Annotated in this window: 9 protein-coding genes (1 of these 9 cut by a window edge); 6 read left to right on the forward strand and 3 right to left on the reverse strand. The window is 62.2% G+C overall.

Annotated features, from left to right (window positions below; translation table 11 throughout):
• From ACOI8A_RS20075 to ACOI8A_RS20085, 3 genes are all read left to right on the forward strand, one after another.
• A protein-coding gene (locus ACOI8A_RS20075; RefSeq protein ID WP_420651415.1) for a non-ribosomal peptide synthase/polyketide synthase crosses the window boundary here: on the forward strand, positions 1-11,356 show its 3' portion. It extends 6,452 nt beyond the left edge of the window; 11,356 of the gene's 17,808 nt are visible here — the last part of the coding sequence; its start codon lies beyond the left edge, outside the window; it ends in the stop codon at positions 11,354-11,356.
• Between the two features lie 65 nt (positions 11,357-11,421).
• Entirely contained in the window at positions 11,422-12,570 is a 1,149-nt protein-coding gene (macA, locus tag ACOI8A_RS20080) for a macrolide transporter subunit MacA (protein ID WP_420648848.1), read from the forward strand.
• Between the two features lie 2 nt (positions 12,571-12,572).
• On the forward strand, positions 12,573-14,528 hold the full coding sequence (locus ACOI8A_RS20085; protein ID WP_420648847.1) for a MacB family efflux pump subunit: 1,956 nt from the start codon (positions 12,573-12,575) through the stop codon (positions 14,526-14,528).
• 5 nt (positions 14,529-14,533) lie between these two features.
• On the opposite strand, the gene ACOI8A_RS20090 is transcribed toward ACOI8A_RS20085, so the two are convergent.
• Positions 14,534-15,283 carry a helix-turn-helix transcriptional regulator gene (locus tag ACOI8A_RS20090; RefSeq protein WP_420648846.1) on the reverse strand — a complete coding sequence of 250 codons (750 nt, stop codon included), beginning with the start codon at positions 15,281-15,283 and terminating at the stop codon, positions 14,534-14,536.
• 274 nt (positions 15,284-15,557) lie between these two features.
• Between ACOI8A_RS20090 and ACOI8A_RS20095 the strand changes: the two genes are divergently transcribed.
• Both ACOI8A_RS20095 and ACOI8A_RS20100 read left to right on the forward strand, forming a co-directional pair.
• Complete coding sequence (locus tag ACOI8A_RS20095; protein WP_420648845.1) at positions 15,558-16,208, forward strand: glycosyltransferase; 651 nt, start codon at positions 15,558-15,560, stop codon at positions 16,206-16,208.
• A gap of 24 nt (positions 16,209-16,232) precedes the next feature.
• Positions 16,233-16,433 carry a hypothetical protein gene (locus ACOI8A_RS20100; RefSeq protein ID WP_420648844.1) on the forward strand — a complete coding sequence of 67 codons (201 nt, stop codon included), beginning with the start codon at positions 16,233-16,235 and terminating at the stop codon, positions 16,431-16,433.
• Positions 16,434-16,493: 60 nt separating this feature from the next.
• Here ACOI8A_RS20100 and ACOI8A_RS20105 read toward each other — a convergent pair whose 3' ends face one another.
• The gene (locus tag ACOI8A_RS20105) at positions 16,494-16,970 is read right to left on the reverse strand and encodes a hemerythrin domain-containing protein (RefSeq protein WP_420648843.1); all 477 of its coding nucleotides are present in this window, start codon (positions 16,968-16,970) and stop codon (positions 16,494-16,496) included.
• A 225-nt stretch (positions 16,971-17,195) separates the two neighbouring features.
• Complete coding sequence (locus ACOI8A_RS20110) at positions 17,196-17,642, reverse strand: short chain dehydrogenase (RefSeq protein ID WP_420648842.1); 447 nt, start codon at positions 17,640-17,642, stop codon at positions 17,196-17,198.
• 326 nt (positions 17,643-17,968) lie between these two features.
• Between ACOI8A_RS20110 and ACOI8A_RS20115 the strand changes: the two genes are divergently transcribed.
• Positions 17,969-18,853 (forward strand): manganese catalase family protein, encoded by an 885-nt coding sequence (locus tag ACOI8A_RS20115; RefSeq protein ID WP_420648841.1) that lies wholly within the window; start codon positions 17,969-17,971, stop codon positions 18,851-18,853.
• The last annotated feature ends 36 nt before the right edge of the window (positions 18,854-18,889 follow it).

Raw genomic sequence — 18,889 nt, forward strand, 5'->3', positions numbered from 1 at the left:
GGCGGTCAATCTGGTGGCGCGCATGCGGCGTGCCGGATTATCAGCGGATATTCGCGTGCTGTTCGGCCAGCCGACCCTGGCTGCGCTGGCGGCGGCCGTGGGTGGCGAGCAGGAAATCCAAGTCCCGGCCAATCTTATTCCTGAAGGCTGCACGCAGATCACGCCTGAGCTGTTGCCACTGGTTGCGCTGGATCAGCCGGCCATCGAACGCATCGTCGCCAGCATCCCCGGCGGCGCGGCCAACGTGCAGGATATTTATCCGTTGGCGCCGTTGCAGGCGGGGATTCTGTTCCATCACTTGTCGGCCATCCAAGGTGATTCGTACGTGCTGCAGGCGCAATTCGCGTTTGCCGATGAGCAGCGTTTGCACGCCTTCACTCAAGCGTTGCAAGGAGTGATCGACCGCCACGATGTGCTGCGCTCGTCACTGTTCTGGGAAGGACTGGAAGAGCCGGTGCAAGTAGTCTGGCGCCGCGCGGCGCTGGAATGTGAGGCACAAACGATTGACGCGGCGGGCGGGGACGCCATGGCTCAACTGCGCAGCCGTTTCGACGCCGCGCAATATCGCATGCCCGTCACCCAGGCACCGTTGATGCGGGTGGTGCATGCGCCGGACCCGGCCAATCAGCGCGTGGTGGCGTTGCTGCTGTTCCATCATCTGGTCATGGATCACGTGGCGCTGGAGGTGTTGCGTCACGAGATGCAGGCTGTGTTGCTGGGTCAGGCGCAGCGTCTGGCCGAGCCAGTGCCGTACCGCAATTATGTGGCGCGCACGCGCTCGGGGCTGAGCGAACAGGATCACCAAAGCTTCTTCCGCGAGATGCTCGGTGATGTTGATGAACCGACTTTGCCTTACGGGCACAACCCGGCGCAGGAGGGCTTGGCGCAACAGGCGCATCTGGCGCTGGAAAATCCGCTGAGCCGGCGCATACGCGCGCAGTCCCGGCGACTGGGCGTCAGCGCCGCCAGCCTGATGCACTTGGCTTGGGCGCAAGTGCTGGGACAACTCTCCGGGCGCCACGACGTGGTGTTCGGCACCGTGTTGCTCGGGCGTTTGCAGGGCGGCGAAGGTGCGGAGCGCGCAATGGGCGTATTCATCAACACCTTGCCGCTGCGCATCGATCTGGGCGCACACAGTGCCAAAGGCGCGGCGCTGGACACCCACCAACGATTGAGCCAGTTGCTGCAACATGAACACGCGCAACTGGCGCTGGTGCAACATTGCAGCGCGATGGCGCCGGGCACGCCGTTGTTCAGCTGTTTGCTCAATTACCGCCACAGCTCGCCGATGGGCGCGGTATCCGACGAGGTGCAAACGGCGTGGCGCGGCATGCAATTGCTGCAGGCCGAGGAGTACAGCAACTATCGCCTGACCCTGAGCGTTGATGACCTCGGCGAAGGTTTCAGCCTGACGACGTTGGCCGGTGCCGGGATCGACGCCGGGCGGGTTTGCGCTTATATGCATCAGGCCTTGGCCGAGTTGCTGGAGGCGCTGGAACATTCGCCGCAGTCGGGGCTGGATCGGTTGTCGATTGTGCCTGCCGCCGAACTTGAGCAAGTGCTGGTCGGCTTCAATGCTACGGCGGCTGAGTATCCACGCGGGCTGACGATTGGCCAGCGTTTCGAGGCTCAAGTGGCTTCACGGCCAGAGGCGCTTGCGGCAGTTTTCGCTGGGGCACAGCTGACGTATGCCGAACTGAATCGCGAGGCCAACGCACTGGCCCATCACCTGATCAGTCTCGGTGTGCGGCCTGACGACCGAGTAGCCATCGTCGCCCGGCGCGGGCTGGAGACGCTGGTCGGGCTGCTGGCGATTCTCAAGGCTGGCGCCGGTTATGTGCCGGTCGATCCGGCGCATCCCGCCGAGCGCCTGCACTATCTGTTGAGCGACAGCGCACCGGTGGCGGTGCTCACGCAAACCGATTTGCTTGAACGACTGCCGGCGCTGGAGGTGCCGGTGATTGAGCTCGACACCCGCAGCTGGCCCAACGTTGCAACGCACAACCCTTCAGTGCCCGGTCTGACCGCCGAACACCTGGCCTACGTGATCTACACCTCGGGTTCGACCGGCCTGCCCAAGGGCGTGATGGTCGAGCACCAGACGCTGTCCAACCTGATCGATTGGCATTGTGCAGCGTTCGACCTGAGCGCCGGCCGCCACACTTCCAGCCTCGCCGGGTTTGGCTTCGACGCCACGGCCTGGGAGATCTGGCCAGCGTTGTGCTCTGGCGCGACCCTGCACCTGGCGCCGATTCACGGTGGCAACGAGGATATCGACGCGTTGCTCGAATGGTGGCGCGCGCAACCGCTGGATGTGAGCTTCCTGCCGACTCCGGTGGCCGAATACGCCTTCAGCCAGAATCTCGACCATCCGACCTTGCGCACGCTGCTGATCGGCGGTGATCGTTTGCGCCAGTTCAGCCGCAAACAGCGCTTCGATGTGATCAACAACTACGGCCCGACCGAGGCCACAGTGGTTGCCACCTCCGGCAAGCTCGAGGCCGGGCAGACGTTGCACATTGGCCAACCGGTGACTAATGCCACGGTGTACCTGCTCGATGCGCAACAGCGTCCGGTGCCAATTGGCGTAGCGGGGGAGTTGTATGTCGGTGGCGCCGGGGTGGCGCGCGGGTATCTGAATCGTCCCGAGCTGACTGCTGAACGTTTCCTCGATGATCCATTCAACAGCGGGCGCATGTACCGCACCGGCGACCTCGCTCGCTGGTGTAGTGACGGCACAATCGAGTATTTGGGTCGCAATGACGACCAGGTGAAAATCCGTGGCGTTCGCATCGAACTCGGTGAAATCGAAACCCGCCTCAGCCGGCTCCCCGGCATCAAGGAAGCGCTGTTAGTTGCTCGCGAGGACCAACCCGGCCAGCCGCGATTGGTGGCGTATTTCACCGAACAGCCACAGGTCGAGTCGCTGACAGCCAGTGACTTGCGCAGGCAATTATTGGCGCAATTGCCCGAGTACATGGTGCCGGCGGCGTTCGTCAAACTCGATAATTTCCCCCTGACCGCCAACGGCAAAGTCGACCGCAAGGCCCTGCCGCTGCCGGATCGCGCGGCGCTGTTCAGCCGCGAATATGCCGCGCCGCAAGGCGAGGTAGAAACCACGCTGGCGCAGATCTGGGCCGAGGTGTTGCAGGTCGAACAGGTCGGGCGTCACGACCACTTCTTCGAACTCGGCGGCCACTCGCTGCTGGCCATGCGCATGGTCTCGCAAGTGCGGCAGCAGTTGGGCGTGGAGCTGCCTTTGAGTGAATTGTTCGCCAATCCCGAATTGGCGGCCGTGGCCGAAGTACTGACCCGCGCCGGACGCTCGACCTTGCCGGACATTCTCCCGGCGGCGCGCGATGAAGCGCTGCCGCTGTCTTTCGCACAGCAACGCCTGTGGTTTCTCGCGCAGATGGAGGGCGGTAACGCGGCCTACAACATTGCGCTGGGCCTGCGCCTGCGCGGGCGTCTCGACCAGTCCGCGCTGCAACAGGCCTTGGCGCGCATCGTCGCCCGCCACGAAACCTTGCGCAGTCGCTTCACGACTATCAACGATGAAGCGCAGGTGCAAATTGCGCCGATTGACGCGGGTTTCTTGCTGCAAATCGATGATCTGCGTGGCGACCCGAAAACCCGCGAGCGCATGCAAAAGCTGATCGAGGACGAGGCCTCGGCGCCGTTCGATTTACACAATGACTGGCTGATTCGCGGTCGCCTGGTGCGGCTGGTCGATGATCACCATGTGTTGCTGCTGACCGTGCATCACATCGTCGCCGACGGCTGGTCGATGGGCGTGCTGACCCGCGAACTGATGGCGTTGTACGCCGCATTCAGCAATGGCCAGCCAGACCCGCTGCCGCCGCTGGCGTTGCAGTACACCGACTACGCCGTGTGGCAGCGGCGCTGGCTGAGCGGCGAAGTGCTGCAACAGCAGAGCGAGTATTGGCAGCAAACGCTGGCCGGTGCGCCGACCTTGTTGACGCTGCCGACTGACCGTCCGCGCCCGGCGCAACAGGACTACAGCGGCGCCGGGGTTGAAATCTGGCTCGATACCGAGCTGACTGCCGGGCTCAAAGCGCTGTCGCAGCGCCATGGCGTGACCCTGTACATGACGCTGCTCAGCGCGTGGGCGATGTTGATGAGTCGCTTGTCGGGGCAATCCGATGTGGTGATCGGTTCGCCCGTAGCCAACCGCAGCCGCGCCGAGATCGAAGGGCTGATCGGCATGTTCGTCAACACGCTGGCATTGCGCATCGACACCTCGGGCGAGTTGAGCGTTGCAGCGCTACTGGCGCGGGTCAAGGCGCGTTCGCTGGAAGCGCAGGCGCATCAGGATCTGCCGTTCGAGCAAGTGGTGGACATCGCCAGACCGGCGCGCAGTCTGGCCCACAGCCCGTTGTTCCAGACCACCCTGAGCTGGAACAGCGCCAGCGGCACCGAACTGAGCCTCGCGGATCTGACACTGGAAGCGCTGGGCGGCCAGGCGCACGTCGCCAAGTTCGACCTGACCCTGACGCTGGGCGAGGCACGCGACAGAATCGGCGGCTGGCTGGAATACGCCACGGCGCTGTTCGATGAAACGACGATCAAACGCTATGTCGGCTACTTCCAGCGCCTGCTGCGGGCGATGGTCAGCAATGATCTGACGCTGCTGGAGCAGGTACCGATCCTCGAAGCACAGGAGCGGCAACGCCTGCTGGTGGATTTCAACGCCACGGCGCGCGACTACCCGCAGGCGTTGACCGTGCACCTGTTGTTCGAATCGCAAGTGCTGGTCAATCCGCAGGCCATCGCGGCCGTGCACGGCGCGCAAGACCTGAGCTATTTCGAGTTGAACGCCAAGGCCAATCGGCTGGCGCATCAGTTGATCGTGCAGGGCGTACAGCCGGGCGCGCATGTGGCGCTTTTGCTGCCGCGTTCGCTGGAACTGCTGGTCGCGCAACTGGCCGTCAGCAAGTGCGCGGCGGCGTATGTGCCGCTGGATATCAACGCGCCGAGCGAACGTCAGGCATTCATGGTGCGCGACTGCGGGGCGGCGGCGTTGCTGACCTTGAGCAATATGGCGGTCGATTACCCGGTCAAGCGCATTGATGTCGATACATTGGTGCTCGACGGCCAGCCGGATTACAACCCGGATCTGCCGCAGTCCAGCGAGTCGCTGGCGTACATCATGTACACCTCCGGTTCCACCGGCACGCCGAAGGGCGTGATGGTGCCGCACCGGGCGATTGGCCGCTTGGTGATCAACAACGGATATGCCGATTTCAATCCGCAGGATCGCGTGGTGTTTGCCTCCAACCCGGCGTTCGACGCCAGCACCATGGATGTCTGGGGCGCGTTGCTCAATGGCGCTCAAGTGGTGGTGATCGATCATGCGACTCTGCTCGATCCGCTGGCGTTTGGTAACGAGCTGGCCTCAAGCGGGGCGACGATCCTGTTCGTCACCACAGCGCTGTTCAACCAGTACGTGCAGCTGATTCCCGAGGCGCTGAAGGGCCTGCGGATTCTGCTGTGCGGTGGTGAGCGCGGCGATCCGGCGGCGTTCCGTACGCTGCTGGCCGAGGCGCCGGAGCTGCGCATCGTGCATTGCTACGGGCCGACTGAAACCACCACTTACGCCACGACTTTCGAAGTGCACGCAGTGCCGGATCACGCCGACAACGTGCCGATTGGCGGGCCGATCTCCAACACGCAGGTGTATGTGCTCGACGCTCAGCAGCAACCAGTGCCACTGGGTGTGACCGGCGAGTTGTACATCGGCGGGCAGGGCGTGGCGCTGGGGTATTTGAATCGGGCGGATCTGACGGCGGAGAAATTCCTGAAAGATCCGTTCAGCGACAAGCCCGGCGCGCTGTTGTACCGCACTGGCGACTTGGCTCGCTGGAATGCGGCGGGGCAACTGGAGTGCATCGGGCGCAATGATGATCAGGTGAAGATTCGCGGTTTCCGCATTGAACTGGGGGAAATCGAAAATCGTCTGCTGAGCTGCAATGGGGTCAAGGAAGCCGTGGTGCTGGCGCGTCAGGACGGCCAGGAACCGCTGCGTCTGGTGGCTTATTTCACCCTGAGCGATGCAACCGTGCAAAGCGCCGATCTACGCGCTCAGCTACAAGCGCGACTGCCGGAATACATGGTGCCGGCAGCCTGGGTGCGCCTCGACGTTTTGCCACTGACCAACAACGGCAAAGTTGACCGCAAGGCCTTGCCGATGCCGGCGCAGGACGCTGTGCTCAGCCGTGCCTACGAGGCCCCGGTCACAGCGCTGGAACAAACCCTTGCGCGGTTGTGGGCCGAGGTGCTGCAAGTCGAACGGGTCGGCCGTCACGACAACTTCTTCGAACTCGGCGGCCATTCGTTGCTGGCGATGCGCATGGTTTCGCAGGTGCGGCAACAGCTAGGGGTGGAGCTGACGCTGAATGATCTGTTCGCCAACGCCGAACTGGCGGCCGTGGCCGAGGTGTTGAGCGGGGCCGCACGCTCCACGCTGCCGGACATCCTGCCAGCGTCACGCGATGAAGTGCTGCCGCTGTCGTTCGCGCAGCAACGGCTGTGGTTCCTCGCGCAAATGCAGGGCGGCAATACCGCTTACAACATTCCGATTGGCCTGCGCTTGCGCGGTCAGCTCGATGAGGTGGCGCTGCAACAGGCGTTGTCGCGCATCGTCGCCCGCCATGAAACCTTGCGCAGCCGTTTCACTTCTTTCAACGATCAAGCGCAGGTGCTGATCGCGCCGCTCGACAGCGCTTGGCCACTGCGTATCGAGGATCTGCGTGGGCACCCGCAGGCTGAGCAAGCCTTGCAGGCGCTGATCGAAACCGAAGCCTGCGCGCCCTTCAATTTGCAGGACGGTCCTTTGTTCCGAGGACGTTTGGTGCGCCTGGCCGACGATCACCATGTGCTGCTGCTGACCGTGCATCACATCATCGCCGACGGCTGGTCGATGGGCGTGCTGACCCGCGAACTGATGGCGTTGTATCAGGCGTTCAGCAGAGGTGAGGAAGATCCGCTGCCGCCGCTGGCCCTGCAATACACCGACTACGCCGTGTGGCAACGGCGCTGGCTGACCGGCGACGTGTTGCAGCGTCAGAGCGATTACTGGCAACAGACCCTGGCCGGTGCGCCGAGCGTGTTGACCTTGCCCCTCGACCGGCCGCGCCCGGCGCAGCATGACTACAGCGGTGGCGGCGTCGAAATTTTCCTCGATCAGCCACTGAGCGCCGCACTCAAAGCACTGTCGCAGCGTCACGGCGCAACCTTGTACATGACCCTGCTCAGCGCCTGGGCGATGCTGCTCAGTCGCCTGGCCGGGCAGTCCAAAGTGGTGATCGGTTCGCCAGTGGCCAACCGCAACCGCGCTGAGATCGAAGGGTTGATCGGCATGTTCGTCAACACCCTCGCGTTGCGCATCGACACCTCGGGCGAACTCAGCGTCGAGGCGCTGTTGGCGCAGGTCAAGGCGCGCACGCTGGAGGCGCAGAGTCATCAGGATCTGCCGTTCGAGCAAGTGGTGGAAATCACCCGGCCGGTGCGCAGTCTGGCGCACAGTCCGCTGTTCCAGACCCTGTTCAGTTGGGACAGCAGCGGCGGGCCGAATCTGGCCTTGGGCGAGCTGACGCTGGAAGGCGTGGCGGCGCAAAGTCATTCGGTGAAATTTGATCTGTCGCTGAGTCTGGGCGAGGCGCAGGACGGCATTCGCGGTGCGCTGAACTACGCCACGGCGTTGTTCGATGAATCGACGATTCAGCGCTTTGTCGGTTACTTCCAGCAGTTGTTGCGGGCGATGGCCGCCAGTGATCAAACGATCCTTGAGCAGGTGGACTTGTTGGGACGGGATGAGCGGCGGCTGCTGCTTGAAGATTTCAACGCCACCGCAGTCGATTGCGCGATTGATCAGCCGATTCAGATGCTGTTCGAAGCACAGGTGCGGCTGAAATCGGACGCGATTGCCTTGCAGGCCGGCGAGCAACGCCTGAGCTACCGTGAACTCAACGCACAGGCCAACCGCCTCGCGCATCACCTGCGCGAGCAAGGCGTGCAACCCGATTCGCGGGTGGCGATCTGCGTCGAACGCGGTCTGGATCTGGTGATCGGCCTGTTGGGGATTCTCAAGGCCGGCGGCGCGTATGTGCCGCTGGACCCGGATTATCCGCTGGAGCGCCTGCATTACATGCTGCAGGACAGCGCGCCGGTCGCGGTGCTGGTGCATGCGCCGACGCGGGATCTGTTTGCAGACAACCCTCTGCCGCTGATCGATTTCGACCGCTGCTCCTGGCACGATCAATCCGACGCCAACCCGCACGTATCAGGCCTCAGTGCCTCGAACCTGGCCTACATGATCTACACCTCCGGCTCCACCGGCACGCCGAAGGGCGTGATGCTCGAACACCGTGGCCTGTGCAATCTGGTGCATTGGGGTTCGCAGATCTGCCCGCCGACGGCGGATGCGGCGCTGTTGCAAAAAGCGCCGTTCAGTTTCGACGGTTCAGTGTGGGAATTCTTCTGGCCGCTGACGGCGGGTGTACGGCTGGTGCTGGCGCGTCCCGGCGGCCATCGCGAGCCGGCGTATCTGGCGCAGGTGATTCGCGAGCAGCAAATCAGCGTGGTCAAATTCGTGCCGGCGCTGCTGCAACAATTCCTCGAGCTGGAAGGCGTCAGTCAGTGCAGCAGCCTCAGCGACGTGTTCTGCGGTGGCGGCGAACTCACCGCAGCCTTGGCCCGCAGCGTGCGCCAACGCCTGCCGTGGGTGCGTTTGCATAATGTCTACGGCCCGACCGAAGCCACGGTCGACAGCACCGCGTGGACCCTGGAGCCGAGCATGCCGGTGCCGGACAGCGAATTGCCGATTGGCAGCGCCATCTGCAACACCCGGCTGTATGTCCTCGATGCGCATGATCGACCGGTGCCGCTGGGCGTCAGCGGCCAGTTGCACATTGGCGGGGTTGGCGTGTCACGCGGTTATCTCGGCTTGCCGGACATGCAGGCTGAAAGGTTTATCGACAGCCCGTTCGTGGCCGGTGATCGGCTGTATCGCACCGGTGATCTGGTGCGTTATCGCGCCGATGGCAATCTCGAATTTCTCGGGCGCAATGACTTCCAGGTCAAGCTGCGCGGCTTGCGCCTTGAGCTGGGTGAAATCGAAGCGCGGCTGATCGAGCATCCGGCGGTGCGTGAAGCGGTGGTGCTGGTGCGTGACGAGCGGCTGGTGGCGTATTTCAGCGTACGCGATGGCGAGTCAGCGCCGGGCATTGAAGCCTTGCGTGCGCATGTGCTGGAGCGCTTGCCGGATTACATGACGCCGGGCGCGTTTGTGTTGCTCGACACGCTGCCGCTGTCGCCGAACGGCAAGGTTGATCGCAAAGCCTTGCCGGCGCCGGATCACGCTTCGGTCGTCAGCCGCGAATACGAGGCGCCGCAAGGCGCAGTCGAAAGCGCATTGGCGCAGATCTGGGCCGAGGTGTTGAGCGTCGAACAGGTCGGGCGGCACGACAACTTCTTCGAACTTGGCGGGCATTCGTTGCTGGCGATTCGGCTGGTCAATCTGATGCAGCGCGCGGGTCTGCAAGTGACGCTGGCCGAGCTGTTCCAGCACCCCAGCATCGAGTCTGTCGCAACATTGCTCAGCCGGGGCGACGCAGTTGCCGAGCAGCCGGAAGGCTTGGTCATCGTGCGCGCGGCAGCGACAGGTACGCCGCTGTTTCTGGTGCATGAGTTCAGCGGCAGGGACGTGTATTTCCCGGCGCTGGGCATGCACATCGCTGGCGAGTTCCCGATTTATGGTTTACCCGGCGTGCCGCTCGGTCAACCGCAACTGCGCACGCTGGAATGCATGGCCGCGCGCATGGTCGGGATCATGCGTTCGGTGCAGCCGCAGGGGCCGTATCGTCTGGCAGGGTGGTCGTTCGGCGGGTTGTTGGCGTATGAGATTGCCCAGCAACTGCTTGGCCTGGATCAAGCGGTGGCTTTCGTCGGCATGCTCGACACTTACGCGCCGCGCCCGGCCAGTCAAAACAAGGCGCAATGGAGCGGCGCGCATCTGCACGAGCGTCTGTTGCTGCAGCATTGCCAGGCGCGTGCGGCATTGCTGGCGGTGGATCAGCAAGCGGCGGTCGCCCGGCTCGAAGCTGAAATGCAGCACATGGACTTCGCAGAGTTGTTCACACACTGCTGCGAGCAGCAGTTGCCAGATCCTGAATTGGCCGCACTCGCGCCAGCCGATGCATGGCACTACTTCGAGCGTGAAGCCGCGCACGGTCAGGCGTTGGCGCATTACCGGGTCAGCCCGGCGAGTCAGCCGATCCATCTGCTGCGCGCCGAGGCGCTGATGCCCGGACAGCTGGAAACCAGCCCCACGCGTTATTGGGGCGAGAAGATCTCGGCGGATCTGCTGCGCTGCATCGATGTGCCGGGCGACCACAAAAGCATGATGCAAGCGCCGCATATCCAAACGCTGGGGGACACCCTCAGCCGCGCACTGGAAGCGGCGAGCGTACCGGCGCCCGTGACCTATCAACCCCTGCTGACGATCCAGACCGGACAAGCCGCGCAGGCGCCGATCCTCTGCATACCGGGGGCGGGCGACAGCGTGACCGGATTCATCCAGCTGACCGAGGCACTCGGGCCGGAGTGGCCGATCCACGGCTTGCAACCGCGTGGTCTGGATGGCGTCAGCGTGCCGCACACCCGGGTCGAGGCCGCTGCGGCGTTTTATCTGCACGCCATCGAGCAGGTTTACCCCGAAGGCGCCGTGCACTTGATCGGGCATTCGTTCGGCGGCTGGGTCGCGCACGCCATGGCCGCGCAGTTGCAAGCGGCCGGGCGCCCGGTGGCATCGTTGACCCTGATCGACACTGAGGCGCCGGATGGCAACGAAGTGACGGGCAAACCGCACACCACCACAGCGGCGTTGCAGCGCTTGATCGAAACCCTGCAATTGTCTTCCGGCAAATCCTTGGGAATCGATCCGCAGACCTTCGCCGATGCCGACGACAGCACGCAAATGCGCCTGCTGCACGAAGGCATGGTGCGTGCTGGCGTGTTGTCGCCCCGCGCGGTCGCAGATGCGATGCATGGTCCGGTGCGCACCTTCGCTACGGCATTGCGCACGCTGTATCAGCCGACTCTGAGGTACAGCGGGCCGATGCGGCTGGCGCTGGTCGATGACCCGAAACTCGATGCCGAGGGCAATCAGCGTGAGCAAGCGGCGCTGGTCGAGGGCTGGCAACGGCAGGTCAGCGATCTGGCGGTGTGGTACGGGCCGGGCAACCACTTCACGATTCTCAAGGCACCGAATGTGTTCAGCCTCGCGGCGTGGTGGCACGACGGGCTGACGCACAAGGCCGGTGGCGTGTTGTCCTGATTGCGGTTGTTTTTTGCAGCCCGGTCGCTGGCCGGGCTCACCCTTAACGGATTTTGTGGGCATTTATGGAAAAGTCGAAGTTGCGCAGAGTCGCTATGGGATTGGCGTTGGTGGCGGTGGCCGGGCTGGTGTTTTATGCGGTGCAGGCCCCGGCTGAAGCGCCGCAGTACCTGACCGCCACGGTCGAACGCAGTGACATTGAAAACGCGGTGCTGGCTACCGGGTTGCTCGAAGGCATCAAGCAAGTGGATGTCGGCGCGCAGGTCTCCGGGCAATTGAAGTCGCTCAAGGTCAAGGTCGGCGACAAGGTGAAGAAGGGCCAGTGGCTGGCGGAGATCGATCCGCTGGTGCTGCAAAACACCTTGCGTCAGGCCCAGGTCGATGAGGAAAACCTGCAAGCGCAGCGCCGGGCAACCCAGGCGCAGTTGAAGCAGACCAAGGCGATTTACGAGCGTTATCAGGATTTGCAGGAGGACGCATCGATCTCGCGTCAGGATTTCGAAACCGCGCAATCCAACTACGAAGTGCAGCAGGCCAATCTGCTGTCGCTGGATGCGCAGATCAAAAGCGCGCACATCCAGATCGACACGGCCAAGGTCAACCTCGCGTACACGCGGATCATCGCGCCGATTGACGGCGACGTGGTCGGCATCGTTACCCAGGAAGGGCAAACGGTGATCGCCAGTCAGTTGGCGCCGGTGCTGCTGAAACTGGCGGACCTGGACACCATGACCGTCAAGGCCCAAGTCTCGGAAGCCGATGTGATTCATATCGAGCCGGGGCAGGAGGTGTACTTCACCATTCTCGGCGAGGACAAACGCTACTACGGCAAGCTGCGCGGCACCGAACCGGCGCCGCAGAACTTCCTCGAAACCGCGCCGGCCGGCACTCCGAAGCAGAACAGCGCCGTGTTCTACAATGCGTTGTTCGAGGTGCCGAACCCCGATCACCGCTTGCGCATCTCGATGACGGCGCAGGTGCGGGTGGTGCTCGATACCGCCAAATCCACCCTGACAATTCCGGTGGCCGCGCTCGGCCCGCGCAATGCCGATGGCAGTTTCCCGGTGCGCGTACTCGATGGCAAAGGCCAGGCGCAGTCGCGTAATGTGCAGACCGGCATCAACAACAACGTCAAGGTGCAGATCAACGCCGGACTGGCCGAGGGCGATCGGGTGGTGATCGGTGATCCGGTGTCGACTGTGGCGGGGTCCTGAGCATGAGTGAACCGCTGCTGCAACTGACCGGCATCACCCGCAGTTTTACCGCTGGCGACCGCGAATTTCTTGCGCTCAAAGACATCAACCTGACGATCCATGCCGGGGAAATGCTGGCGATCATCGGCGCTTCCGGCTCTGGCAAATCGACGCTGATGAACATCCTCGGCTGCCTCGATTACGCCACCGCCGGCAGCTACAAGATCAACGGTCAGGAAACCCGCGATCTCGACGATCAGGCCCTCGCTGAGCTGCGCCGCGATTACTTTGGTTTCATCTTCCAGCGCTATCACTTGCTGCCGCATCTGAGCGCGATGCACAACGTCGAGATGCCGGCGATCTACGCCGGCACTCCGCAACTGCAACGCCATGCTCGCGCCCGCGAACTGCTGGCGCGGCTGGGGCTGGAGGGGCATCTGACCCATCGGCCGAGTCAGCTCTCTGGCGGCCAGCAACAACGGGTGAGTATCGCTCGTGCCTTGATGAACGGCGGCGAAGTGATTCTCGCCGACGAACCGACCGGCGCGCTCGACACCGCCAGCGGCAAAGAGGTAATGCGTATTCTGCTGGAGCTGCACGCGGCCGGGCACACGGTGATTCTGGTGACCCACGACCCGAAAGTCGCAGCGAATGCCGAGCGCATCATCGAGGTCAGTGACGGTGAAATTCTCAGCGACCGGCGCAACGAGCGCGACACTGCGCAGTTGCCGACCGAGTCAGTGCCAGCCAAGGCCAGCGCGGCGCGACGGCTGGTGGCGAGTCTCGGGCTGTTTAAAGAAGCTTTCAATATGGCCTGGGTCGCGCTGATTTCGCACCGCATGCGCACCTTGCTGACCATGCTCGGCATTGTCATCGGCATCACCTCGGTGGTGTCAATCTCGGCCATCGGCGAAGGCGCCAAGCGCTATGTGCTCAAGGACATTCAGGCGATTGGCAGCAACACCATCGACATCTATCCCGGCGCGAGTTTTGGCGACAGTCGCTCGGCGTCTATCGAAACCCTCACGCCTGCGGACGTCACGGCGCTGAATCAACTGTATTACGTCGACAGCGCCACACCCGTAGTCGGGCGCAATCAGTTGCTGCGCTATCGCAACATCGACGTCGATGCGCAGGTTAACGGCGTCAGCCAGCTGTATTTCCAGGTGCGCGGGATCAAGCTGCAGGCCGGCATTCCATTCAGCGAAAACGACGCGCGGCGTCAGGCACAAGTCGCGGTGATCGACCATAACACCGCCGGGCGCTTGTTCGGCGCAGGGGTTGATCCGTTGGGGCAGGTGATCCTGATCGGCAATCTGCCGTGCACGGTGATCGGCGTGGCGGCGCAGAACAAAAACCTCTTCGCCTCGGGCAAATCGCTGAACGTCTGGCTGCCTTACGAAACCGCCGCCGGGCGCCTGTTGGGCCAGCGCTATCTGGACAGCATCAGCGTGCGCATCAAGGACGGCCAGCCGAGCAAAGTGGTCGAAGACAATGTGATCAAACTGATGCTGCAACGCCACGGCACCAAGGATTTCTACACCAACAACCTCGACAGCGTGATGCAGACCGTGCAGAAAACCAGCCGCTCGCTGGCCTTGTTGCTGTCGCTGATCGCGGTGATTTCGCTGGTGGTCGGCGGTATCGGGGTGATGAACATCATGCTGGTGTCGGTGACCGAGCGCACCCGTGAGATCGGCATTCGCATGGCGGTCGGCGCGCGCCAGTCGGATATCCGTCAGCAGTTTCTGGTGGAAGCGGTGATGGTCTGCCTGCTCGGCGGTGCGATTGGGATTTCGCTGTCCTACGCCATCGGCCATTTGTTTTCGGTGTTCATCAAGGAATGGGAAATGGTGTTCTCGCTGGCTTCGGTGCTCACAGCGGTGGCCTGCTCGACGCTGATCGGCATCGTGTTCGGCTTCGTCCCGGCGCGCAACGCCTCGCGGCTGGATCCGATCGAGGCGTTGGCCCGCGATTAAACTGGTCAGGCGGCGCTGGATGTGTCCTGCGGCGAATACATCCAGCGCATCAGCGAGTGACGACCGCTGATGCCGAGTTTGATCGCGGCACGCTTCAGGTAGCTCTCCACGGTGTTGACCTTGAGTTGCAGTTGCTCCGCCAGTTCCGGTGCGGTGCGCCCGGCAAGCAGGCCGACGCAGACTTCCAGTTCGCGGTTCGACAGGCTCAGGCCCAGTTGATCCATGCGCTCGCAAAAACGCAGACGCAAGGTTTGCAGACCTTGCGCGGCCGCATCCTGAGATTGCTCGGCGGGCACTGCACAGATTGCAGGTTGCAGGGCGTTGATGTGCTTTTCCACCATCGGCAGCAGCACTGGCGAGATGTCCTGCAAGAGGCTGCGCTCGTGCGCCGAGAAGCGTTTGGACGCGCCGTTGCGATACACCGAAATCACGTAGCGGTAATCGTCCGTGCGGCGGGTCAGGTGCAGCTGCGAGGCATCGGTGACTGGCAAGCTTTCACGGTCGGACATATCTGATGAGGGCGGTGCGCTGCTCAGTTCCGAGTACACCGTTTCGGCCAGCAGGGCGGCTTCCTTGGCGCTTTCCAGTTCACTGCGAAGGAGCGCGTGTCCGACCGGTTCTACGCGCATCTGGCGAATGTGCGTGGCGTCCACGGCCAGTTGGGTGAGGATCAGATCGTGCAGCATGCGCGGGAAATGCCGGCTGCCGGTGCTGGCAATGACCTTGCCGATGTGCGGGAACAAATGTGAATTCATGTGTTTCATCCATGAGTTGCAATGGGCTGATTGCATCCCGGACGCGCCGACCTTGAGCTCCGTGGCCGACGAAATTCGTCAGGAATTGGATCCTATGCTAGTACAACGCGTAACCAAGCGTTTAATAAAGGCGCTATTAGCTCATAACCTGCCAGTCCGTTGGCCGATATCAATGCAGTCCAGAAAAAAATCGAACCGAGGCAAATCCGCGCCGGTCTGTCTCCTAACGGTCACTCGAAATCAGTTGATCGACAGGGCAGGCAGGAGCATATACATGATTGGCGTCGTCATTCCCGCACACAACGAAGAAGCGTTGCTCCGGCATTGCCTTGAGTCGGTGCTTACAGCTGCGGCGCATCCGCTGTTGGATGAGCCGGTGGAAATTCTCGTGGTGCTCGACAGTTGTTCAGATGGTTCGGCGCTGATCGCGGAGCAAATGGGCATCAAAACCTTGGCCACACGCGGACGCAACGTGGGCGAGGCGCGCTGGACCGGTGCTGAGTCGCTGATTGGCGCAGGCGCGCGCTGGCTGGCGTTCACCGACGCCGACACTCTGGTATCGCCGCAGTGGCTGGTGCGGCAACTGGATTTTTGCGCCGATGCGGTGTGCGGAACGGTCAGCGTCGATTGTTGGGACGCACATGCAGGGCAGGTACGCGCCAGATACGAGAACTTCTATCAGCCGGTCGAGGGCCATCGCCACATCCATGGTGCCAACCTCGGCGTGTGTTCGATTGCCTACCAGCGGGCCGGCGGCTTTAAACATTTGCAGGCGCATGAGGACGTGCATCTGGTGCGTGATCTGGAACGGGCGGGTGCGCGGATCGTCTGGACTGCGAGCAACAGCGTGGTGACCAGTGCACGCAAGGAGAGTCGCTGCCGCCAAGGATTTGCCGATTATCTGCTGTCTCTTGAAACCGCCTGAATCACCATTGAATGCGAGAACCCTATGATCGATCAGCGCAAGCGAGAATCACTGGCGGCATGGCGCAAACTGGCAACCCAATCGCAGCTGCGCATGGATCCGGAAGAACAGTACGACGAATTGCTTAAAGCGGCGGACGACATGGAAGAACAAGGCCTGATCAACAGCGCCGAATGGCGGCAGTTGGTGCGCGATGCGGGGAATGTTTTCACCAGCGGCGGATAGGATGATTTACGCAGATACAACAAGGCCCGGCAAATGCCGGGCCTTGTTCATTTCCGTCGATCAAGCGGCCATGTTGCCGGCCGCCATTTCTTTCTTGTAACTGGCTTTCATGGCTTCCATCTGCGCACCCAGCTCATCGAGTCTGGCCTTGCCCAGGAGCTTCTTCGCCTTGGGAAACATTTCGGTCTCCTCTTCTTCGATGTGGTGCTCCAGCAGCTCTTTGACCACTTTCACCCGGCCGGCGAATTCCGGCGTACCTGGATCAGTGATTTTCAGATCCGGCAGCACCAGTGAGTCGACAGTGCGGTGCTCTTCCTTGGCCTCGTAATACATGATGTCCTCTTCCTTGCTGCCTGCTTCCTTGAAGGCCGGGTAGAGAATCTCTTCTTCCAGTCGGGTGTGAATGGAAATTTCCATTTCCAGTTTGGCCAGCAATTCGACGCGTTTTTTCAGCGCGCGATCGGTGGATTCGCTGAGTTGGCTGAGGATGTCTTTGACTTTTACGTGGTCGGCTTTGAGAAGGTCGATGGCATTCATGGTGGGTTGCCTCTGCGGTTCACGGGTAGACACAGTCCGCTGTCTCGCGGTGCTGCGGATTCCCTACAGCTGTCGCATTTGCCGTGCCAGTTTTGATCGCTGACCGCATTGCAACAGGATCAAGGACTTGCGTCGCTCAAGGCACAACGCCTTCGTGCAGCCTGCATGAAGCGCGTGTGGCGGGCATTGCAGATCACGGCTAGGGACCATGACTGTTGCGCTGACTTAGCGCTGGCGTCGCGAGCGCGTTGCCAGCAGATAAGTTCCGAGCAACAGTGCCGCGCCGGTCAACAGCATGCGCGCTGAGGGGCGCGGCATCGCCGGAGCAGGGGGGAGCTGCTCGTAGTCGAGCGGCGACGAGAGCGTGTCGGCAAGCATGCTGTCCTGGGCCTCGTAGGGCATTTGATTCAGCGGCAGACGGGCGCCATCCGCCAGCGTCAGCGTCAGATCTTCGATCACCCCGGCCACGCGTCCGGGAAACACCGGTTCGCCGCGGGGGTCGAGTTCGTCATAGAGAAATCGGTTGCCCTCCAGCCACCCGACAGCCGTGAGCAGTTCCGGGCTGAGGTAATACTTGCCGTCGAGAAAAAAACCTGGAAAGTGCCGCGCGCGTTCGATGCTTTCAACGGTGTAACGCTCACCGGATTTCATACCTGTCGATGGGGCGATCATGGTGCAAGTCCTCCGTGGTGGTCTGCGATAGAGAACACGCGATCACAGCAGGTTCCATCGAAATGCGTGACCGGTATGAAGGTTTAAACGCGGGAAATTTGTAGAGGCAATGGGAGAGAGGAAACTCGGCGAAAGTTTGAATTGAATGGCGGATACCAGACGACGGACACGAGAAATCGTGCATTTCACGGTAAGTCCACCGCCCGTCGCAGGCAGGCCTGAATTTTGAAATTAACCCGATGGCGTGCCCTTCACATGACTGTGGGGCCGCATTCGATCATTCATCGGATGAGCAGCGACCCTCGTTTTGCCTGAGGAGAATTGTCATGTTTCTACATAACAAACGTCTGCAATACACCGTCCGTGTGGCGCAACCGAATCCGGGTCTGGCGAACCTGTTGCTCGAACAATTTGGCGGAGCGCAGGGCGAGCTGGCCGCGGCGTCCCGCTACTTCACTCAAGCGTTGGCCGAAGATGATCCCGGCCGCAAGGACTTGCTGATGGACATCGCCACCGAGGAGCTCAGTCACCTGGAGATCGTCGGCTCGATCATCGTCATGCTCAACAAAGGCGCGAAGGGACGCATGGCCGAGGGGGTTGAAGAGGAGGGCGAGTTGTATCGCGCGATCAACGGCGCCGGTAATGACTCGCACATCACCAGCCTGCTGTATGGCGCGGGCGCGCCTCTGACCAACTCGGCGGGCGTGCCCTGGTCGGCGGCGTACGTCGACACCATCGGTGAGCCGACTGCTGATTTCCGCTCGAACATCGCCGCTGAGGCGCGGGCGAAAATCGTCTACGAGCGTCTGATGAACGTGACGGATGATCCTGGGGTTAAAGAAGCACTGGGATTTTTGATGACGCGGGAAATCGCTCATCAGTTGTCGTTCGAAAAAGCCCTGCATGCGATCCAGCCGAATTTTCCGCAGGGCAAGGTGCCGGGGATGCCGGAGTTCACTAATGTCTACTACAACATGTCCCAAGGCGAAGGCAGCATGCGCGGGCCATGGAATGAGGGCGACGATTGGGACTTTGTCGAGGATCCGGCGCCGGCGGTGGACGGCGGTGACGGTACGGCCAGCGTGCAGCTCAGCGCAGAAGATGAAGACCTGTTGCTGAACATGAAGGTCCGGACAATGTCCGATCCTGAAAGCAACCCGATCACCGGTGCCGATCTGGGTGCTGGTGTGCAGGGCGAACCGCGCGACTGATGAAATTGCCGCACGCCCTCGCGGCGTGCGGTGATC

The sequence above is a fragment of the Pseudomonas sp. P4795 genome, assembly GCF_048822895.1.
Lineage (GTDB): Bacteria > Pseudomonadota > Gammaproteobacteria > Pseudomonadales > Pseudomonadaceae > Aquipseudomonas.